This is a genomic window from Thermoleophilum album, assembly GCF_028867705.1.
In the GTDB taxonomy this organism is placed as follows: Bacteria; Actinomycetota; Thermoleophilia; order Solirubrobacterales; family Thermoleophilaceae; genus Thermoleophilum.
The window spans coordinates 1,593,423-1,614,878 of the sequence record NZ_CP066171.1 but is presented as its reverse complement, the minus strand read 5'-3'; the positions used below and the strand labels follow the sequence as shown (position 1 = coordinate 1,614,878).

The window sequence follows — 21,456 nt, the reverse complement described above, 5'->3', positions numbered from 1 at the left end:
CCAGCGCCGATGTCAGCGTTCACGGCGGCGACGACGATCACGGCAGAGCCCGCCCAGGTCTACGACTTCGTCGCCGATCTCGCCGCCTGGCCAGCAGTGGTCGACCACTTCGTTGCCGACTACCGGCTCGCGCGCGCCAACCCGGTCGGCCGTGGGGCCGCCGCCCGCTTCCAGGTGCGCTCCCCCGTCGGCAAGCCCTACGTCGAGCTCGACGTTTACTCGGCGGAGCGCCCGCGGGAGCTTTTGCTGCGCATCCGCTACGGGCGAGTGGGCCGCAACCGTGCGGCATGCGAGCTGCGTTTCGTTTCCGAGAGCGCCGGCGTCACGCGTGTCGAGCTGCTGCTCGAGACCTACCCCGCCACGCGCTTCGACCGCCTGCGCGACGCGCTCTGCTCGCTGTGGCTGCGGCGGCGAGTCGCCGCCGCGCTCGAGCGGTTGCGGATGGTGTTCGAGGAGCCCCCCGCCGAACCGCTGCGGCGCGCCACCGTCGCGGGTCTCGAGCCCGAGAAAGGCCCGCGCTTTGGCGCCCACGCCGGTGCCGACCCGGCGCTCGGTACCCGCTGGGCGGGCGAACGGCTCCGCGCCCGGGGCGCACGCGCGGCGAGCGCAACCGTGCCGCGCTCGCAGCGCGTGGACGGGTAGACTCCCGCGCCGCCATGCACGCCACGAGACGCCTCGCGTTGCTTTCGCTCCTCGCACTGGTCGCCGCTGGTGCCGCTGCCTGTGGCACCGACAAGGACAAGGTCGGGATCGAGGAGCCGGCCCGCGAGGGGCTGCGCTTGCCGGTCGCGGGACTCGACTACAACGTCTTCATCACGCGCCAGCTCAACCTGCGCATCCCGCCCGACAAGGACTACTACCGCGGTCCCGAGCAGCGGCCAGGCGAGGCGCTCTACGGCGTGTTCCTGCAGGTTTGCAACCGCGGCGAGCGTGCCGCCCGCGCGACCGACGACTTCGAGGTCGTCGACAACCAGGGCAACGTCTTCAAACCCACGCCGCTGCCGCGCAGCAACGCGCTCGCCTACCACCCGCGCACGCTGCAGCCGAACGAGTGCATTCCCGAAGAGGGCTCGATCGCCCAGCAGGGGCCGACGGCTGGAGCGATGCTGCTCTTCCGCCTGCCGCTCGCCAACACCGAGAACCGTCCGCTCGTGCTGGTGATCCGCCCGCCGGCAGGGGCGGGCGGGCCCGAGCGTCGCATCAAGCTCGACCTCTAGCCGAAGGCGAGACAGCCTAGGCGCGCGCTCAAGCGGCGGCCGGTGGTGCCGGGGCCCGCGGCCGTTTCGGTCAAGCCGCGGCGCCGACCAGGCGCCGTCGGCGGTCAAGCAGCGTCGGCGCTGGCGCTGCCGCTGTGGAGCAGTACGCGGATGACCGTCAGCACGCTCTCGACGTCGGGCTCGAGCGCGCAGATCGCGTCGTTGTAGAGAAACGCCTCGCCCACGCGCACGATCAGGTAGGCGAACAGCGGCGGCGGCAGCGGCACGGTCAGCGCCGAGCGCTCGATCTCTTCACGCAGCAGCGCCTCGTAGGCGGCGACGAGACGCCCCTGCACACCGCCGTGGCGGCGGGTGAGGATGCGGAGCGCCGTCTCGGCGTCAGCTTCGAGAAAACGGCGCAGCGGCTCGGCTTCGGCGACCCAGCGCGTGTAGCGCCGCGCCACCTCCAGGATCCGCCGCGCTCCGCGGCCGCGGGCACGCTCGACGGCGGTGCGGAAAAGGTGGTCGGCGAACGACCAGATCACGTCGGCGACGAGCTGCTCGCGGCTGCCCGCCCAGCGGTAGAGCGTGGGCCGGCTGACCCCGAGCTCGGCAGCTAGGGCGCGCATCTCGATGCGCCGCCCCTCGAGGTACCAGCTGCGCGCAAGCTCGAACGCGCGCACGTGACGCTCGGGCTCGCCAGCGAGCCACGAGCGGAAGAGCGGCGTGGGCGGAGGCGCCTGCGAGTACACACGCTCCCCCGCGCCTCCCCCGTTCGACATCGCCACCTTAGGATGAATCCTCGGTCGGACGCCACCCGAGCTCAAGGGCGCGGCGCAGGAAGTCGGCTGCCGTCGGAGCGGCTACGTCGCCGCCCGCACCTTGGCGGACGAGCAGCACGCAGAACGCCAGCACCGGCCTGCGGTGCGGTGCGTAACCGCAGAACCACGCGCTCAGCCGGGCGGGGTCGTCGCGCACCGACGGGGCCGTGCTGTCGGACGGCGGTCGGCTTGACAGCTCGGCGGTGCCGGTTTTTCCGGCGACACCGAGAGCGGGAAGCTCGGCACCGCGGCCGGTGCCGGTGGTGACGACGGCGCGCATCAGCGTGCGCAGGGAGGCGGCGACGCTGCCGTCGAGCACCCGCCGGCGGCGCGGCGCAGCGGGCGCGATGTGCGGTTTGGCGCGCACGCCGTCGGCGGCTACGGCTTGGACCACCGACGCCATACCGAGCGCCGAGGCGAGCACGCGGCCCTGGCCGATCGCGGTCGCCGCCACAGCTAGCGGCGTTGCTAGCTCGCGCGCAGGGGGCAGCGTGCTCGCTACCGCGCCCGGCACCGGCGGGCGGCGGTTGAAGCCGAGCCGCTCGGCCATCGCCACGAGCCGAGCCGCGCCGACCCGCACACCGAGCGGCGCGAACACCGAGTTGCACGAGTGCGCGAACGCCTCGACGAGCGTGCCGCCGCAAAGCTCGTCGTAGGCGTTGCGGATCTCGACACCGTCGACGCGCGCGGAGCGGGCGAGCGGGAAACGGTCGCCGAGCTCGGCGACGCCTGCGGCCAGCGCGGCCGCGGCCGTGACGATCTTGAACGTCGAGCCGGGCGGCTGGGTGCCTGCGAGAGCGACCCCGGCGAGCGCGCGCACCGCGCCGCTGCGCGCGCCGAGCACGGCGATCGCCCCGAAGCGAGCGCCGAGCGCCGCTACCGCCGCCCGTTGCAAGCGCACATCGATGGTGGTGCGAAGCGGGGGTGCCGGGCGCGGTGCGCTGCGCGCGAGCACACGGCGGCCGGCGAGAAGCACACCGCCCGGCCGGCCGCGCAACCGTCGCTCGAACGCTGCCTCGAGCCCGCTGCTTCCGGTCGGCCAGTCGCGCGGGAAGCCGAGCGCATAAAGGCGCTCGCGCACGCTCTCGGTGCTGGTCGCGGCGAGCATGCCGGTGACGGGCAAGGCTGCGCCGCCGATCGGGTAGACGCGCGCGGTCGCCGGTCCGCTCGCGAGCGCGGTGCCGTCGCGGGCGAGGATCGGCGCCCGCGCCGGCGGCAGTTCGCGGCGAGCGAGGCGCTCGCCGCGGCGGAGCCCGGGGAAAGCCAGCTCGCTCGCCAGCACGACACGCCCCTCGCGCACGCGCACCGCGATCGCGCCCCGCACTGTGCCGAAGGCGCGGGTGCGGGCTACGACCGGCAGCGTGAAGCGGTCGCCCGGCGCCGGCTCGGGTTTTCCCGCGGCGAGCGCGACGAGCGTCGCCGTGCGCCACTGTTCGCCGAACACGGCGCGCACGCGCGCGAGCGTCGGCGGACGGCCGCTGCGCGGATCGATCGTCGTGCGCGCCAGCGCACGGCTGTCGCGGCGCTCGAGGGCGGCGGCGAAACGCTCGACGGTGGCGAGCTCCTCGCCGCCGTCGCGCAAGGCGGCGACCGCCCCCGCTAGTAGGGCCATCGCGGCTGCTGCCGCGACCAGCGCGAGCAGCCGACGCCGGCGCCGGGCGCGGCGCGCGCGAGGCGTGTCGAAGCGGCCGCCGCGCGGCGCAGAGGCGCCGCGGCGGCCGGGTGCGCGGTGGTTCCGCGTCTCGCCGTTGGCCGTCGCCAAGCAGGCGCGAGGTTACCCGTCGCGGCGGCGGGCGGCGCCACGTTGCCGTGGGGGAGCGTCGTCTGCGCTAGCCGTTCACGGGTAGCAGCGTCGGCGGCGCTAGCCGTTCGCGAGTCGCAGCGCATGCAGCGCTAGCGCAACGCGCGAGCGACTAGCGTGGCGTTCTGCCATGGCGGCTTGGGAGCGCAGTGCGAGGAGCACGAGCGGACAGCATGCAGCTGCTGCAGGTGCCCGCGCGAGGGGCGGGGCGGCGCGGTGAACACGGCCGACTGGATAGTGCTCGCGTTCGTCGCCGCGATGGCGGCGTTCGGCTACGCGCAGGGGTTGATCGTCGGGATCTCTTCGCTTTTCGGCTTCGTCGGCGGCGCTCTCGCCGGCGCCAAGCTCGCTCCGCAGCTGCTGGCTGATCCCGCTTCTCCCTACGCCTCGCTGATCGCGCTGGCGGCCGCGGTTCTGCTCGGCGGTGTGGCAGCGGCGGTGCTCGAGACGCTCGCTGCCGAGGCGCGCCGGCGGATGCGTGGGGCGCTCGGTGTCGCCGACGGGGTTGGTGGCGCTCTGCTTCTCGCCGTCCTTGGGCTGCTCTTGGCGTGGATCGTCGGTACCGCGCTCGCCCGCTTCGACCGACCGCCCTCGCTGCGACAGGCCGTGCAGCGCTCGGCGATCCTCAGCTATCTGGGCGAGCACCTGCCGCGGCCGAGCTTCCTCCTCGAGGCGCTCGCCAAGCTCGACACGCTGCCGCGCATCCCGGCGCCCGATGTGGTCGTCGGCGCTCCCGACCCGGCGCTGGTCCAGGATCCCGACGTCCAGCGGGCGGCCGGCAGCGTCGTGCGCGTGCTCGGCACCGCCTGCGGGCTCGGCAGCGAAGGTTCGGGCTGGCTCGCGCGGCCCGGCGTGGTGGTGACCAACGCCCACGTCGTCGCCGGCCAGGTCGACACCACGGTGCAGCTGCGCGGTGTCGGTGTGCGCTACAGCGCCCAGGCGATCTGGTTTGACCCCCGCAACGACGTCGCGATCCTCTCGGTGCCGGCGCTCCAGAACGTCCCGTCGCTTGCGCTCGCACCGCGTGCCGAGAGCGGGCAGGGCGCAGCGGTGATCGGCTACCCGCTGAACGGGCCGCTGACGGTGGGGGCGGCGCGGGTCGGCGGTACCTACCGGATGTCGCTCACCGACATCTACGAGCGCGAGCGGGTGGTGCGCTCGGTGCTCGCTTTCCGCGGCGAGGTGCGTCCGGGCAACTCGGGCGGTCCGCTCGTCGATGCGGCCGGCCGGGTCGTGGGGACGGTCTTCGCCGCCGCCCGCGACGGCTCGCAGAGCGGCGCCGCCGTGCCCAACGACGTCGTCCGTGCGGCGCTCGCGCGGGCCGCGGGGCCGGTCTCGACCGGCCACTGCTAGCGCCCCCCAGAAGCCGTGGCGCGAGCGCGGCGAGCATCGCGGGCGCCGGACGCGTACCCTCTCTGCGCGATGAGCCGGCAAGGCAAGACGCTGGTGGTGGCCGAAAAGCCCTCGGTCGGGCGCGACATCGCCCGCGCCCTCGACGACCGCTTCGTCGAGGCCAAGGACGGCACCCATCTCGTCGGCGAGCGCTGGATCGTCACCTGGGCGATCGGCCACCTGGTGACCCTGGCCGAACCCGACGCCTACGACGCGCGTCTCAAGCGCTGGCGTTTCAGCGACCTGCCGATCCTCCCCGAGCGCTTCAAGCTCGTCCCCAACGACCCCAAATCGGAGCGCCAGCTGCGAGCGATCCACGAGCTGATGCGCTCCGACGAGGTCACCGAGATCGTCAACGCCTGCGACGCCGGCCGCGAGGGCGAGCTGATCTTCGCCTATGTCTACGAGACCGCCGGCGTCGACAAACCCGTGAAGCGGTTGTGGCTCAGCTCGATGACGCGCCAGGCGATCCGCGACGCGTTCGAGCATCTGCGTCCCGGCGAAGAGATGAAGCGGCTCGAGGCGGCGGCGCGGTCGCGCTCGGAAGCGGACTGGGTGGTGGGCATGAACGCCACCCGCGCGGCGACGATCAGGTTGCGCTCGGCGTTCGACGGGGCGGTGTCGCTCGGTCGCGTGCAAACGCCGACGCTCGCGCTCGTCACGCGGCGCGAAGAGCAGATCCGCAACTTCGTGCCCGAGCCCTACTGGCTGATCGAGGCCACGTTCGCGGCGAGCGGCGAGCGCACCTACCGCGGCCGCTACCTCGGCGGCAAGCGCCTGGCGAAGGCCGAGGAAGCGCAGAAGATCGCCGAGGCCGTGCGCGACCGGCGCGGCACGATCACCAAGCTCGAGAAGAGCGAGGAGCGCGAGCGCCCGCAGCTGCTCTACGACCTCACCTCGCTGCAGCGCCACGCCAACGTGCTTTTCGGTTTCTCGGCGCGCCGCACCCTCAACGCCGCCCAGCGCCTCTACGAAGAACACAAGGCGATCACCTATCCGCGCACCAACTCGCGCTACCTGACCGGCGACCTGGTCCCCGAGATCAAGCCCACCGCCGAGCTCGTCGGTCGCAACCCGCAGTACGCGCGCGCCGCCGAGTACGTCGTGTCCCTCGAGCGCCTGCCGCTGCAGCGCGTCGTCGACGACACCAAGGTCGAGGACCACCACGCGCTGATCCCGACACGCGCCGAACACGACCTCTCGAAGATGGGGGCCGACGAGCTGCGCATCTACGACCTCGTGGTGCGGCGCTTCCTCGCTGTCTTCCATCCCGACGCCGTCTACGAGCGCACGCGTGTCGAGACGACCGTCGCCGACCATGTCTTTCGCACCAGCGGGCGGCGGCTCGTCGAGGCGGGGTGGAAAGCCGTGTACGGCGAGCAGATCGACGAGCCCGAGGGCGACGACGACAGCGGCGGCGACCAGCTACTGCCGAAACTCGAGCAGGGCGAGGAGGTCGACACGCGCAAGGTCGACGTGCTCGAAAAGCAGACGCAGCCGCCGCGCCGCTACACCGACGCGTCGCTGCTCGCGGCGATGGAGACAGCCGGCCGCGAGATCGAGGATCCCGAGCTGCGCGAGGCGCTCAAGGACTCGGGGATCGGCACACCGGCGACGCGCGCGGCGATCATCGAGCGGCTGATCGAGGTCGGCTACCTGGAGCGCGAAGGGCGCACTCTGCGCCCCACCGAGAAGGGCATGCAGGTGATCAAGCTGCTCGGCGACCATCCCCTTACTTCGGCCGAGCTCACCGGCGAGTGGGAGCGGCGGCTGGCGCTGATCGAGCGCGGCGAGGACACGCGGCCGGCGTTCATGCGCGACATCGCCGAGTTCACGACCAAGACCGTCGAGCAGCTCGACCAGCTCAAGAACGTCAAGATCGAGCGCGCCCGCCTCGGCCCCTGCCCGATCTGCGGGCGCGAGATCGTCGAGAACCGCCGCGGCTACTCGTGCTGGTCGAAGGACGATCCCGGCTGCGGGTTTGTGATCTGGAAGCGCAAGGCGGGCAAAACGTTGCCGGTCGACGTCGCCCGCGAGCTGATCGAGAGCTTGCGGGCCTCGATCGAGCGCGGCGACGACCCGCCCGTCGGCCGCACCGAGAAGCCGGTGCCGGGCTTCAAGGGGCGGTCGGGCCGCAGCTTCCGAGCCCGCCTGCGGCTCGAGCGCGACGAGCAGGGCCGCTGGCGCGTCGAGTTCGACGAACAGTGGGCGCAGCAGCCCCAGGAGGCCGAGAGCGGCGACGCCGCGCGCGACGACGGCGCTGCGGCCGGCGCGTCCGACGCTCGGGCTGCGGCCGGTGCGCGCGACGCTCGCGCTGCAGCCGGCGCCACCGACGGCGCGGCGGCCGACAGCGACAGCGAGCGCGTCGCTATCCAACGAGGCGCTTGACGAGCGGCTCGCCGCGCTCTGGCACGAGAACGGCGTAGCCCGGCGCGTAGCCACCGAGCCCGTTCGACCCGGCCAGCGCCGGCTCGGCGATCCAGCAGCCGCTGTTCCAAAGCTGCGTGCCGCGGGCGGTTCGCCACTCGGCGGGCGCGTCGCCGGGAAGCGGACCGGCGCGGTGGGTGTGGCCGAAAACGAGGTGGCGGTAGCGCCCCTCGAGCTCGAGCGCGCTCGCGACCGCCGCGATTGCCCGCAGGCCGGCGCGGCGCAAGGTGGCGCCGTCGATCTGCGGTGCGAAGCTGTCGATGCCCGCGGCGCGCAGCGCGACAAGCGCACCGCGCACGCCGCCTGCGACCGCCGCCGCCCGCGCCCTCGCCAGCGGCCGGGTGCGCGACCCGTTGGCGCTCAGCCACACCTTGCGCGACAGCCGGCCCCCGGCGACGAGCGCCGTAGCCGGCGCGAGCTCGGCGAGCTCGGCGAGCAGGGCGTAGAGCGGCGAGAGCGTGCGCTCGTGCTCGTCGGCGGTGCGGGGACGCCAGCCGCGCCCGCGCATCCGCGCGAGCACCGCTGCCGCGAGCGACTCGATTTTCGGCACCGTCAGGTGCAGATCGAGGTAGTGACCGTGGGTGGCGTAGACGTCGCTGCGCAGCGCGACGCCCGGGTAGGCGACAGCGACCCGGGCCGCGGCGAGGTGCTCGGCGAACGCGGCGGCGAGCCCACCGACCGCCTCCGCAGCCACCGGCGGAGCGAACGGCGAGAGCGGCTCGCCGGCAAGCCGGGCGCGTTCGACGAGCGGGCGGGCGAGGGGGTGGTCGTGGTTGCCCGCCACGACCACGACCTCGCGCCCGCGTAGCACGTCGGCGAGCGCGGCGAGCAGCGGGCGTGCCCGCTCGAGCGCGGCGCGCGCACCGAGCTCGCGCAACTCGAGCACGTCGCCGAGCAGCACCAGCCGCTCGCTCGCCCGCGCTGCCTCGACGAGCGCTTCCCGGTACGGGTCGCGGCGGGCGAGATCGAGCTCCGAGAACGCGCCCAGGTGAAGATCGGACACCACCAGCGTCGCCACGCGGCCATCATGGCAGCGGTTCGCCGCCGCTTGGCGCTAGCCTCGCGCGCGTGCCGCGCTTCTGCATCCACAGCCGCCTCCTCGCCGAGTGTCCGATCTGCCGGCGCGGCACTCCGCTCGACCCCGTCTATGGCGAGACCGAGCGCAAGAGCGCGAGCACGACACGCCGCCGCGCGACGGCCGCCGGCCGCTCGACGCGCTCCGGCGCGACGCGCCCGCGCCAGACGGCGACACCGGGCGTGCGGGCGAGCGCCGTGGCGCACGGCCTCGAGGACAGCGCCGGCCGCCCCTACGAGGTGCGTCTCGACGTCGTGCCGGGCGGTGTGCGCCTCGCCGAGTGGCAGGGAGGCGCGCTCGCGCAGCGCCCGCCGCGGCTGCCCGCCGACGAGCTGGCGCGGCTTTGCCGCGAGATCGCGGCGTCGGGCGCACTGGCAGCCCCCGCCGCCGAAGCGTTGAGCGCGGCGGGGGAGGCGCTCGCGGCCGCCGCTCCGGCTCTCGTCGCCGCGACCGCCAGCGCCGCCCCGGCAGGCGACAGCGCCGGCCGGCCTGCCGCCAGCGCTGCCCCGACGGGCGCAACGCCGCCGCCGCTGGCCGGCTCGAGCCTGGGGCGAGCGGGTGAGCTCGTCGACGAGATCCGCGTCGAGGCCGTGGGCGACGGCTTCGTGCGCGTCGGACGGTGGACGGGACCGGCCAACTTCGAGCGCGAGCTCAAAGAGACGCCGGTGATCGCTCCCGCCGAACGGCTCGCCGAGGCGATCGTCGCTCTGGCCCGTGGCGTCGAGGGGTCTGCCTAGCTTCCGCTGTCAGGAAGCGTGCGCTCGCGGCGACCAAGCGTGCGTGGTCGCTGCGCGGGCGCTGCCGGTGCGTGCTGTTGAATCGTCACCCGAGCTCGGGAGAGGCGCACGCAAGCGATGTCGCTGACTTTGATCACCGGACCGGCCAACGCCGGCAAGGCGGGCCGGGTTTTCGCCTGGTTGCGCAGTCAGCGCGGCCGCGACCGCTATCTGTGCTTGCCGCGCGCCGGCGACGTCGACCGCGCCTACGCGGAGCTCGCCGACGGCTGCGCCGAGCTCGGTGTGCGCGCTGTCACCTTCCCCGAGCTTTTGCGCCTGCTCGGCGAGCGGCTCGGGCTAGCCGCCGAGCCGCTCGGGGCGACCGCGCTCGCGCTCGTCACGCGCGCTGCGATCCGCGCGACCGAGCTGCGCGCGCTTGCCGAGGTCAGCGCCACCGCGGGCTTCGTCGACGCTGTGCAGCGCGCGCTCGCCGAGCTAGAGGCGGCGGGCGTCGACGGCGAACGCGCTGCGGCGCTCGTGGCCGAGCCCGCACTCTCCGGCGCCGGCGATGCCGACGCGGCGGTGCTGCGCGACCTTCTGTGCATCCACCGAACGCGTGCCGAGCTTCTCGCCGACGCCGGTCTTGCGACAGCCGAGCTGCACAACCGCAGGCTGCTCGACGACCTGGCGCGCGACCCCGCGCGCGGTCTCGCGGGCGCCGCCGACGGCGCGGCGCTCGCGGTGTACGGCTTCGACGCTTTCACCGCGCTCGAGCGCGAGCTTTTGTTGCGACTCGCGAGCGGTGGACGGCGCACACGCGCGCCGGCGCTGGCGTGGGAGGTGCTCGTCACCCTCCCTTACGAAGCTGAACGCAGCGCGAGCGGCCAAGCCTTCGCCGCGGTGGCAGGCGCTGTCGCCGAGCTGCAGAGCGTGGCGGCACGCGTCGAGACGCTGGCGGCGCCGGGCCCGCCCGGCTACTACCGCGGAGCGGGCGCCGAGGCGCTCTACGCGCTCGAGCGCCGCCTCTTCGTCCCCGAAGCCGCTCCCGTCGCAGGCTGCGAGAGCGCTGTCGAGGTGCTTCTCGCCGGCGGCGGCGAGGCCGAACGCGAGCTCGTCGCCGACGCTGTTGCGCGGCTGCTCGAGTCCGACCGGACGCTCGATCCCCAGGAGATCGCGGTGGTGGTGCGCGACCCGGCGCGCGGCGAGGAGATCGGGCGCGCCTTGCGCGCGGCGGGGATCGACAACACCGCGCGCACACGGGCCGCGCTCGGCGCCACCCACTTCGGTGGCGGGCTGCTCGCGCTCGCCCGCTGCGCGCTTTGGCCCGATCGCCCGGGCTCGGCCGAAGAGCTCGTGCGCTACCTGCGGATGCCGGGCGTTTGCTTCGACCATCGCGCCGACGCGCTCGAGGAGATCGTGCGCCGTCGCGGCCTCGCCACCGCCCGCGAGGCACGCGCGGCGTTCGAGCGCCTCGCCGGTGCGCGGCCGCTCGGCGAGCTCGACCGCCTGCGCGACGCCGCCAGCCGCGGCGCGGGTCGCTTCTGCCGACAGCTCGACCGCGAGCTCGACCGCCTCTTGGCGGCGCCGCTGCGCGGCCAGGCGGCGGCGGTAGGTGAGCTGCGGGCCAGCGCGGTTGCGGCCCAGCGAGCGGCGCGCGCGACGCTGCGCGAGCTGGGGCGGCTCGCCGACTCGCCGTTCGCGCCGCGGCTGGCGCTTGAAGACGTCGTGTGGGGGCTCGAGCGTGCGGTGGCGTGGGGCGGCCGCGAGCCGGCTCCGGGCCGTGTGACGGTTGCGGGCCCAGAGGAGGTCGGTGCGCGGCGCTGGCGGGCGGTGATCGTGACAGGGCTAGAAACGGGCAACTTCCCGCGCACCGAACGGCCGCGCGTGCTCCTCGACGAGCGTCAGCGCGCGCTGCTTGCCGACAGCGCGCAAGGTCCCCGGCTAGAGCTGCCGGCGAGCGCGGCCGACCGCGAGCGCTACCTCTTTTACGCGGCCTGTTCGCGAGCGTCGGAGCGGCTGGTGTTGGCGGTGCGCGCGTGCGACGACGACGGCCGGCCGCTCGAACCCTCGCCGTTTCTGCACGAGGTGCGCAGGCTCGCGCCGGACGCGCCGGTGCGCCACCTCGACATCGGCGAGCTCTCGCCACGCGCGAGCGCGCGGATCGCGCGCTCCGCCGCGGCCCAGAGTGGCGCAGGCGGTGCGCCGCAGCTGCCGGTACGCCTGCCGCGCGGCACGCTCGACGCGCTCTACGGCGACGGGCCGCGACCGGTGGGAGCGATCGCGCGCTTCGCCCAGTGCCGGGTGGCGTGGCTTGTCGACTACGTGCTGCGACCGCGCCCGCTCGAGGCCGAGCGCGACCGCCTGGTGCTCGGCAACGTGGTGCACGCCGCGCTGTGCGAGCTCTACCGCGAGCTCGCGCAAACCGCCGCCGCGCGCGGCGAGCGGCAAGTCCGCCCGCGGCCCGACGCGATGCGCCCGTCCCGGGAGGCGGTGCGCCGGGCGGTCCTGCGAGCGTTGCATGCCGAGCTCGCCCCTGCTCGCGACCCGCTCCCCGCCCCGCCGGTCGGCCGGCTCGCGGCGCTCGCCACGGAGGCCGAGCTGATGGTGGTGCGCGCGCTCGAGCTCGACGCCAAACGCTGTTGGGCCGACCGCTTCCAGCCGCTCCCCGAGCTGCTCGAGGTGGCGTTCGGCGAAGACGGCAGTTTCCGCCTCGGCGACGTCCCGCTGCGCGGCCGGATCGACCGCATCGACGTCGACTCGAGCACCGGCGAGGCGGTGGTGGTCGACTACAAGACGGGAAAGAGCACGGATTCCCTGTCTCACCGAAAGTGGCTCGACGAGGGTGAGCTCCAAACGGCGATCTACATGCTCGCCGCCGAGCGCACGTTGAAGGTGGGAGGGCACCCACTCAAGGTGGTGGGCGGCGTGTACGTGCCAGTGGGCGGGGGCGCCGCGCAGGCAAGGGGGGTGCTGCTGGCCGACGCGATCGGCGACGGGGTGCACACGAACACACGCCGCGCGCTCGCTCCCGAAACCAGCGCAGGCGAGGACGACGCCGCGGCGCTCGACGAGCTCAAGCGCGCTGTCGAGGGGCGCGTCCGCGAGCTCGGCACGGCACTCGTCGAGCCACTCGTCGAGCCTGCCGAGAAGTGCGGGTCGGGGAGCAACGGTTGTCGCCTCGCAAGCCTCTGCCGACTCGAGGAACGTCGCGACGGCGAGGCGGTCGGCGCGGCGCGCATGAGCGGGACCTTCGCAGCGCGCTCGACCGGCGCCGGTGCTGAAGCCACATGCCGCGAGCGCGACCGCGCCGGCGCGACCCTGGCCGCTGCGCTCCCCGCCGTCGACGCCGCGCAGGTCGAGCTCACCGACGAGCAGCGAGCGGCGGTCACGAGCCGCCGCCCGCTCGTGGTCGTCGCCGCTGGTGCGGGTGTCGGCAAGACGCGCGTGCTAGTCGAGCGCTACGTCCGCCGCGTCGTCGAGACGATCCTCGACAGCGGCGACGGCGGCGACGGCGCCGTGGCAGTGCGGCGTCTTCTTGCGATCACTTTCACCGAGAAGGCGGCGGGCGAGATGCGCGCCCGGATCGTCGCTCGCCTGCGCGCCCTGCACGCCGACCGCGGTGCGCTCGAGCGCTACGCGCGCGAGCTCGGTGCTGTCGCTGACACACAGAGCGCCGACGATCGCCGGTGGACGCTGGAGCAGCTGGCCCAGGGCATCGCCCAGGCGATACCGGCGCTCGAGGCCGCCCCGATCTCGACGCTGCACGCGTTCTGCGCGCGGCTTTTGCGCCGCGAGGCGCTGCGCGCCGGGCTTGATCCCAGTTTTCGGGTCGTCGATGGCCAGGAGCAGCGGCGCGTCGTCGAGCGCGCCTTCGACCTCGCGCTCGAGCGGTTCCTCGCCCCCGGCAGCGCGAGCGCAGCACCTGGCGGCACGAGCGCAGCACCCGGCGGCGCAAGCGCAGCGTCCGGCGGCGCGAGCAGCAGCAACAGCAGCGATGGGACGGTCCGTCGCCGCGCCGAGTTCGTCGTCCGCTACGGCGCGAGAAACCTGCGCCAGGACATCGTCGCCGCGCACTCGGTTCTGCGCGGCGGCGCTGTCGCCCGCCCCGGCGAGCTCGCCGCCGGTGCCGGCGACGGGGCGTCCGGTGGCCGTTGGTGCTGCGAGTGCGGTCTGCCGCGTCTGAGCGCCTGGCCCGCTGGGGCCGCCGCTGGGGAGTCGGCGCAGGCGCGCACCGACGAGGGCGAGCGCTCGCGCGAGAGCGCCCCTGCGGACGCCGACCGTGCCGACTTCGACGCGCTGCTGCACGAGTTCGCCCACGCCTACCAGCGCGAGCTGGCGGCACGCGCGTTGCTTGACTTCGCCGACCTCGAACGACGCGCGCTCGCCCTCCTCGAGGGCGACAGCGAGGTGCGCAACCGCTGGCGGGCGGAGCTGCGCGAGGTTCTCGTCGACGAGGCGCAGGACCTCAACCCGCTGCAGCACCGGCTGCTCGCGGCGCTTTGCGAGCGGGTCGGGGACGGGCCGGCGCCGACGCTCTTTTGCGTCGGCGACGAGCGGCAGTCGATCTACGGCTTTCGGCATGCCGAGGTGGCGCTGTTCGCCGACCTCGCCGAGCGCGCTGAGCGCGAGGGCTCGCTGTACCGCGTAGACCGCAACTTCCGCAGCGACCCGGCGATCCTCGCGGCGGTCAACCACGTGTTCCGCAAGCTCTGGAGCAGGGAGCCGGCGAACGGGACGGGAGCGGGCGACAGCGCGCAGACGCAGGGCGGCGCGCGCGACCGTGCCGAGACCGCCACGAGTGCGGAGCGTGCCGACACCGCTGCGCCCGCTGCGCCTGCCGGGGGTGCCGACACCGCCGCAAGCGGCGGCCAGGCCGACGCTGCCGCGCACGCCGGCGCGCCGCCCTGGCTCGCTCGCCACCGCGACCTGGTGGCGGCGTCGGCGCGCAGCAGCGGCGGCGCGCCAGGCGGCGAGCGCAGCGAGCCCGCGGTGGAGATCGTCGCGATCGTCGACGACGCCGAGTCGCGCACAAGCGGCGGCAAGCGCTCGAAACTGGCAGCGGCCACAGCCCGTGCGCTCGAGGCCGAGCTCCTCGCCGAGCGCATCGTCGAGCTCGCTCACGCCGACGCTGCGACGGACGACCGCGAGGGGGTGGGAGGCAGCACGCCGCGGTGGGGTGGTTGGGCGCTGCTGCTGCGAGCGGGGAGCGACGCGGCGGTCTACGAGCGCGCGCTCGCCGCCCGCGGCGTACCCGTCTACAACGGCGCGGGGCGCGGCTTTTTCGCGCAGCTTCCGGTGCGCGACGCCCTCGCCTGGCTGCGGGTGCTGGCCAACCCGCACGACGAGGAGGCGTTGGTCGAGGCTGCGCTCTCGCCGATCGGCGCCGTGCCGGTGCCGACGCTCGTGCGGGCCGTAACCGTCGGGACCGATCCGCAGGAACCCGCGGGCGGGAGCGGCGAGCCGCGTGCGCGGCGGCGCGGCCCGATGTGGTTGCGGCTTGTCGAAGCCGCCCGCGCGCTTCCGGGCGACGAGGCCGGTCGGGTAGCGGTCGCGCGTTTCGTCGAGATGGTCGAGAGCGAGAGTGCGGCGCTCGGCGAGCGGTCGCTCGACGAGCTCGTCGAGCGCTGCCTCGAACGCACCGGCTACGGCGCCTACTTGCTGTCGCTGCCCGACGGCCAGCGGCGCGTCGCCAACGTGCGCAAGCTCGCGCTCCTGGCGCGCGCTTACGAGCGCGTCGAGGGCCGCGATCTGCGCGGGTTCTGCGACTCGCTGCGCGACCTGCAGGTGAGCCGCGACCTGCGCGAGCCCGAGGCGGTGCTGGAGAGCGAGGGCAGCGACTCGTTGCGGATCTTGACGATCCACCAGTCGAAAGGGCTCGAGTTCGACAACGTGGTCGTAGCCGACCTCGACCGCCACAAGAACCGCACCGGTTCGAGCCGCCTCCGTCTGCGCGTGACCCCGCAGGTGGCGTTCGTGCTGGAGGTGCCGGCGCTGAGCGAGATGCGTGCGCCGGGATCGAAAGCCGGCGCGAAACGGAGCCCGGAGTGGGAGGCGCTCGGTGCCGAGATCGACGCGCGCGAGCAGGCCGAGACGGAGCGCCTGATCTATGTCGCTATGACGCGCGCCCGCCGTCGTCTGGTGTTGGCGGGGCGCTTCTCGTCCGGGGGCGAGCGGTCTGGGCAGGCGCGGAAGGAGAGCGGTAGGAAGAACTCCGCCGGTGCCGGCAGCGAGCCGCCGCACCCGCAGTCGCTCCTCGCACGGACGCGCAAGCGCGCTGCCCAGACGGTGGCGACTTGGCTCTTTCCCGCTTTGCGCGCGGGAGCGGTAGAGGCGGAGGGTGCGAGCGCCGCCGCCAAAGAGGAGCGCGCGTTCGCGGCGAACGGGGCGACGACGATCTCGGGCACTCTGGTGCGCCGCGTGCTCGCAGTGCGCGCGCGGCCCCCAGCCGCTCATCCAGCCGGCTGCGCCACCGACGCGAGCGACGCGGCGGGCGGCTTCCTGCTCGCCGTCACCGAGTTTCGCCCGCAGCCGCCGGACGAGCGCGCAAGCGAGGACGGGCACGGTGCGCGCTCGGGCGACGACGTTCACGCTGCGGGCCGGGGCGAGGAAGAGCCGCCGGTCGGCTCTGGCGCGAGCGGCGCCCCGCCCGCACGGGCGGTCGCGAGCAGCAGCGCGCCCGCACGCGCGGTCGCAGCCAGCGCTCCGCCCGCCCGTCCGACGGCGCACGCAACCTCGGCTCCGCAGCCCGGAGCGCGCGGCGCCCCGCTGCCGGGTGCGCTGGCGGCGCCGGTTTGGCGCCGGCTGAGCTACACGCAGCTCTCGCAGTTCGAGCGCTGCGCTTACCGCTACTACCTCGAGCGGATCGTGCGGCTCGCTCCGCACCCCGACGACGCCGTCCCCGCGGGGGGTGCGACCGGTCGCGATCCGCGTGCCGGCATGCTGAGGGGCCGTGTCGTGCACGCGCTGCTCGAGCGGGTCGACGCGCGCCGTCCCGACTCGCTGCCGACGGTCGAGGAGATCGCAGCCGCGCTGGTCAAGGCCGGGCTCGGTAGCGGCGAGGCGGTGCCGGACGACGCGGTCTCGATCCGCCGCCAGCTCGAGCGTCTTTTCGCGCCCGGGAACCCGCTCGCCGCGCGACTGGCGCGCGCGCGCATGGTGCGCAGCGAGCTGCCGTTCGTCGTCGCCGTACCCGTGGAGCGCGACCGGGCGTCGTCCGCTCAAGGCGAGCTCGGCGACGGCGCCGCGGGACCGGCGGTTCCGATCACGGGTGTTTTCGACGTCTATGCCGAGGAGCGGGACGGCGGCGTGGTCGTGGTCGACTACAAGACGGATGCGCTCGCCGAGCGTGCGCCGCGCGAGCTTTTCGCGGCGTCGCACTACGACCTCCAGCAGCGGGTGTACGCGCTCGCGGCGCTACGCGCAGGCGCGCGGCGCGTCGAGGTCGCGCACGTGTTTCTCGAGGCTCCCGAGAGCCCGGTGACGCAGGTGTTCGACGCGGCCCACGCCGACTCGCTCGAGGCGGACTTGCGGGAACGCGCCGAGCGGCTCGCGGCGGGCCGTTTCGAGCCGACCGCGGATCCCCACTTCGCGATCTGCGCCGCTTGCCCCGGGCGGTCGGGGCTTTGCAAGTGGCCGCGCGAGCTCACGGGGGCGCTGCGCGCGTAGCGCTCCCGGGCCGCGTGGTGGCTGCCCGTCCCGGCCCGACTCCTGCGAGCCGCACCTTCTCGGCGTGGCCACTTTTCCGTCGGGGGCGCTCCGTATCTTGCGCGCGAGAGCAGCGCAGGGAAAGCCGACCGACCGAACAAGGACGCGAAATGCCCCTCTGTTTCATCGAGCCGCGCGACGCCATACGGGTGATCGCCGAGAGCGTTGGGCGCGAGGCGCGCCGCCAGCTGCTCGACGAGATCATCCGCGCCTGGGTCGACGAGATTCCCGATGACGAGCTCGAGCAGCACTATGCGCGTGCTCTCGACGAGCTCAACGACGAGGACCTGTCGATGCTCGCGGCGTGGCACGCCGGGTTCGACATTGGCCGGCCGGTGGCGAACAAGGAGTTTTTGGTGCGCGCCTTTCCGCGCTTGGGTCAGCACCGGCGTGAGGCCCTGCGGATCGCGGCGGTCTTCCGTGGCGAGGAGGCGCTCGACTCGGGCACTAGCGAGCGCGCCGCTCTCGAATCGGTGTTGCCGCGACTCTCACGCGAACGCCTGCTCGAGCTCACCGGTGAGGCGCTCGACATCTACTGCTGGGACCGCCTCGGGGTCGACAACTAACTAGCCCCGCTGCCAGCGCCGTTCGCTACCGCGGGACGGCCCCCGCTAGCGCTTGCGCGTGTCGCGGATGCGGACGATGCCGCTGTCGCTGGGCAGGCCGCGGCGGGTGTACGCCCGGACGGCGACGGTGTCGGCACCGAGCACACGGTCGGGCAGCGCGATGCGCACGGTGCCGCGCAGCGCGCGCACCTCGACCTGCTCGTCTGTGGCGGGGAAGCTCGCGTCGTCAGCGTCGCGCACCGTGAGGTCGACGATGTGCGGCTTGCAGCGCCGGTCGAAGCGGTAGAAGCGATACCTGACGGTGACGGTGCGCCGGTCGGTTCGTTCGGCAGCGATCCCGGGCCGCGGGGGGAAGTAGATGGCGCGCCAACCGCGCGAGGTGCGGTAGGTGCGCTTGCGGCAGCTGCGCTGTGGCGGGATCGAGGTGCGCCGCGGCTTGGGCGGCAGGGTCACGACCGTACCGTCGCTGAGCGTCACGGTGCGGCCGTTGCGGGCGACGGTTTCGACGGTTTGCCCGGCCGGCTGTGCGGCTTCGCTCGCGTTGGCAGCGACGACGGGTGGGCCGGTCGCGGCGCTCGCGGGCCTCGCCGCGCTCTCGGTGCTGGCGGTGCCGGCTGCTGCGCGCTCCTTGTCGGAACCGCAACCCACGCCGACAACCGCCAGTGCGGTCGCCAGGAACACGCCACCGACTGCTGCGTGCCGTGAGGCGAGCGGCAGACGTGCCGCCGTCGACCTGTACCCACCACCGTTCCTGTTCCTCCGCGCAGGCTCCATCACGTTTCCTCCCTAGGGGGCGACTAGCCAGTACAAAAAGGGAGTAGGAAAACAGTACCGACCGTTGTTCCTCGAATCAAAGTTTTTTCACGGTATCTCGGAGAGCGGTGGGGGCGGCTTGTGCTCGCTCTTAGACGCGAGGCGAGCTTGCGCTGTGACGGATGACCCGCCGCCAACCCTCCCGACCGTATGACCGCCGGAAGTGCTGGTTCGTAGCATGCCGTCGAAATCAGGCGCGATGGAGGCTGGGAGATTGGGTCACTAAGGCACTGCATCACTGTAACACGGACAGCGGCAGTGGCAAGATAACGCCTAGCACTATTCCGAGGGTAAAGGCCTTTTCAACGAAGCAACAATCTCGGTTCCGAATGGTCAGGATCGACCCTGCCAAGGTGACTACTAGCGGAAGACACAGTAGGCCCACCCAGAGATAATGGTCAAAAAGGACGCTGCACGAAAGGTGAACGATGTTGCGCTTTGGGCCAGGGATCAGCGTCTCGCAGCGGGCCGCAGCGGCTGAGACGTTGGCAACGCCGAGAGCGCAGGAGTGCGCAACGAAGAAGGCACTGATCGCAACGGGGGAGAGCCTTTCGGTTCCCAGCGAGCCTGTGTGAGTGTTCATGTCGTTAGAGAGCTTGAGCTAGCTTCAGTGAGCTGCACTGACGGCGGCGGCGGAGACATGTGACGGGGTGTACCTGCTGTGTTGTTAGCCACTGCGGAGGATGCTGAGTAGCGGGAGAATCGAAAGCGCGCCGAGGGAGACAGCGAAGCCGATGAGGACTGGAAGGATGCGGTTGCGCCGGATTGCGACCCATCCGCCAGCCGTGGTGCCCGCTACCGGCACCAATGCGAGGGCAAGGTAGCCCCCGTATAACGCGAACGAAGCACACGGATCCTCTGAAGGTGGTGGCGCGGAGCCCTCGCCTAGAGTGCAGAGTAGTAGGATCCACAGTACCTCTAAGACAGCGAGCACAGTAGTGATCACTGTCGCCAAAATGCTGCCGAGTAGAACAAGGATCGGGCGGCGCTTTTTAACACGTGCCAAGGCCGTTAGCCCAGGCGGTCGGGTCGTGCCATTTGTCATCTGTTTGGAAGAGTGGTCCTCGCGGGCTTTCGAACAGGCGCTCTCCTGTTCCAGGGTTGGCCACGCCGTGCGAATCACCCCAGTGTCCAGGCCATTGGATCCAGCGCGGCAGTTGTTCGTCTTGGATCCGCACGAGTTGTGCTGCGTCGAGGGTGCCGCCGCGCCCGTCGGCGTGGTCGGCGGAGCGCAGGTCGGGAATGCTGGGTATCCGGTCAGGCCCATAGTAGGACGCGTGGGAGGATTCGGCAACGTAGACGACGGGTCGGTCGCCGATCTTCTCCACAGAGGACCAGGGGCAGCGTTGGCCCGTCTCGTGTTGGGCGTATGCAGTTTCGATTGGGCGGACTTTTGGGTGATCGATCTAGCTTGGGTCGAGATCGATCTAGACGCTCTGTCAGCCGCCCAAGCGGGACCGCCTAAATGCACTACCGGTATGACGTGGAAGCAGTTTAACGAGGGAGCTGCGCAGGGTTCCTGTCCAACGGCTCCCCACCGAAGGGCACGCCCGTCCGCCGGACCTGTCTTTAGCGTACTGTCGCCCGGCAGAACTGCACGACGCTCGAGCAACGCGATGCCTCCATGGCGCGCGAGGTTTCAAGGGTCATGCTCCCTCGGCCCCGCACAGGGCGGCGAGAAGTCGGTAAGGGAGAGGCAGTGTGTTGCTGGGAGAGCGACGTAGCAGCCTCTGCTGGCACTGAGGGTTGTTTTCCCGCGCTCGCCGCGGGTGGCCTGCTGTATGGCGGGCACTCGGGAGAAGAGATTGTTGTCCCACGCGAGATATTCATCCGGTGTTGGGCAGCCCACGAGAGTGTGGAGAGCCTGCTGGGGGGCATGTCGGCGAGGTAGCGAGACCGAAAATAGCCGCCCACGCGGCTTCAAGTGACACCATAGTTCCATCATCAAAAAACGTGATATGCGAGGATCGGCCCGAAGCTGGCGGTTAATGTGCTGACGCCCAAGGCAATAAGGGCCGGCTCTAGGCGGACCTCGCGAAGGGTCAGCCACGCGCCGTAGAGTGAAATCCCAAGCGGGATACCCAAGATTGGCAACGCAAATTCCCCGAGCGAGGCTTGGCCGAGGATCAAAAGGCTAAAGATGCCCAGTTTATCTTCGACAGCATCAACTATGGATCTACTAGGGTGCTCCCCGACAAGAATCGCGCCGTACGCCGATAAGATCAGGAAATGGAACAACAAGGAGGCGAATACGGCGAACACAGCCACGGCTACGTGTTGTGGAACTGCACTAGGCTCTTGGCGCTTGCGACGGACTTCAGTAGTGTTTTCAGACTCGGCGCTTGCCATATCAGTAGAAAAGGGGCACCACGACAAGGTCAACAACGACTAGCGACAGGGACAAGCTAAGGCCGACGATGACTGGAATCAAACGCCGCGTAAGGAGGGCATGCGCACCGGCAGCCACTTGAGTGCCAAACGGGATGAGTACCGAAGCAAGATAGGCGCCTCGTTGGTAGTCGATGCATACGCGATACCACGACGCCAAAGGGGCAGTGTCGGCTGTGCAACCAATGACTGTTAAGGCCAAGTTGATCCAGACGACTACAGCGCATATAAGGGTGGACACGATAACAACAAAGAGCAGCCGCAAAGAGACACCGGCATCACTAGTGTCAGCACGAGGCGAGGCCATCTGCCCAGTTGGAGGGGGCGCTCCACTTAACACCCTGGAAGGCGGGACCTTGCGGGCTATCTGATTCGATCTTTGGCAAGCTCGCCTTCGAATCACCCCAGTGTCCAGGCCATTGGATCCAGCGCGGCAGTTGTTGGTCTTGGATCCGCACGAGTTCTGCTGCGTCGAGGGTGCCGCCGCGCCCGTCGCCGTGGTCGAACTTGCGCTCGTCTAGGAGCCCCGATGGTATCCGGTCAGGCCCATAGTAGGA

General features: G+C 72.2%; 12 protein-coding genes. 7 read left to right on the top strand and 5 right to left on the bottom strand.

Annotation, left to right across the window (positions count from 1 at the left end; all coding sequences use genetic code 11):
- Nucleotides 1–9: 9 nt before the first annotated feature.
- Both JDY09_RS07470 and JDY09_RS07465 read left to right on the top strand, forming a co-directional pair.
- Nucleotides 10–642: an SRPBCC family protein gene (locus tag JDY09_RS07470; RefSeq protein WP_274716305.1), complete on the top strand. Its 633-nt coding sequence runs from the start codon at nt 10–12 to the stop codon at nt 640–642.
- Between the two features lie 14 nt (nt 643–656).
- Nucleotides 657–1,217 carry a hypothetical protein gene (locus tag JDY09_RS07465; RefSeq protein WP_274716304.1) on the top strand — a complete coding sequence of 187 codons (561 nt, stop codon included), beginning with the start codon at nt 657–659 and terminating at the stop codon, nt 1,215–1,217.
- Between the two features lie 104 nt (nt 1,218–1,321).
- On the opposite strand, the gene JDY09_RS07460 is transcribed toward JDY09_RS07465, so the two are convergent.
- Both JDY09_RS07460 and JDY09_RS07455 read right to left on the bottom strand, forming a co-directional pair.
- Complete coding sequence (locus JDY09_RS07460) at nt 1,322–1,978, bottom strand: QsdR family transcriptional regulator (protein WP_274718000.1); 657 nt, start codon at nt 1,976–1,978, stop codon at nt 1,322–1,324.
- A 7-nt stretch (nt 1,979–1,985) separates the two neighbouring features.
- Nucleotides 1,986–3,629, bottom strand: coding sequence for a penicillin-binding transpeptidase domain-containing protein (locus tag JDY09_RS07455; protein WP_274716303.1), 1,644 nt, complete (start codon nt 3,627–3,629; stop codon nt 1,986–1,988).
- A 405-nt stretch (nt 3,630–4,034) separates the two neighbouring features.
- Between JDY09_RS07455 and JDY09_RS07450 the strand changes: the two genes are divergently transcribed.
- Together JDY09_RS07450 and JDY09_RS07445 are read left to right on the top strand one after the other, a co-directional pair.
- On the top strand, nt 4,035–5,171 hold the full coding sequence (locus JDY09_RS07450) for a MarP family serine protease (RefSeq protein ID WP_274716302.1): 1,137 nt from the start codon (nt 4,035–4,037) through the stop codon (nt 5,169–5,171).
- A 69-nt stretch (nt 5,172–5,240) separates the two neighbouring features.
- Entirely contained in the window at nt 5,241–7,598 is a 2,358-nt protein-coding gene (locus JDY09_RS07445; RefSeq protein WP_274716301.1) for a type IA DNA topoisomerase, read from the top strand.
- Here the strand turns inward: JDY09_RS07445 and JDY09_RS07440 are convergent.
- A complete protein-coding gene (locus JDY09_RS07440) occupies nt 7,579–8,655 on the bottom strand; it encodes a metallophosphoesterase (RefSeq protein ID WP_274716300.1) in 1,077 nt (358 codons plus the stop codon). The two genes, JDY09_RS07445 and JDY09_RS07440, sit on opposite strands and share 20 nt — an antisense overlap.
- 50 nt (nt 8,656–8,705) lie before the next feature.
- On the opposite strand from JDY09_RS07440, the gene JDY09_RS07435 reads away from it, so the two are divergent.
- The 3 genes from JDY09_RS07435 (at nt 8,706) to JDY09_RS07425 (ending at nt 17,698) form a co-directional block, all read left to right on the top strand.
- Nucleotides 8,706–9,449 carry a hypothetical protein gene (locus JDY09_RS07435; protein WP_274716299.1) on the top strand — a complete coding sequence of 248 codons (744 nt, stop codon included), beginning with the start codon at nt 8,706–8,708 and terminating at the stop codon, nt 9,447–9,449.
- Between the two features lie 117 nt (nt 9,450–9,566).
- Nucleotides 9,567–17,093: a UvrD-helicase domain-containing protein gene (locus tag JDY09_RS07430; protein WP_274716298.1), complete on the top strand. Its 7,527-nt coding sequence runs from the start codon at nt 9,567–9,569 to the stop codon at nt 17,091–17,093.
- A 149-nt stretch (nt 17,094–17,242) separates the two neighbouring features.
- Entirely contained in the window at nt 17,243–17,698 is a 456-nt protein-coding gene (locus tag JDY09_RS07425) for a hypothetical protein (RefSeq protein WP_274716297.1), read from the top strand.
- 45 nt (nt 17,699–17,743) lie between these two features.
- On the opposite strand, the gene JDY09_RS07420 is transcribed toward JDY09_RS07425, so the two are convergent.
- Both JDY09_RS07420 and JDY09_RS07415 read right to left on the bottom strand, forming a co-directional pair.
- The gene (locus JDY09_RS07420; RefSeq protein ID WP_274716296.1) at nt 17,744–18,379 is read right to left on the bottom strand and encodes a hypothetical protein; all 636 of its coding nucleotides are present in this window, start codon (nt 18,377–18,379) and stop codon (nt 17,744–17,746) included.
- A gap of 2,076 nt (nt 18,380–20,455) precedes the next feature.
- Complete coding sequence (locus JDY09_RS07415; protein WP_274716295.1) at nt 20,456–20,779, bottom strand: hypothetical protein; 324 nt, start codon at nt 20,777–20,779, stop codon at nt 20,456–20,458.
- Nucleotides 20,780–21,456 lie beyond the last annotated feature (677 nt).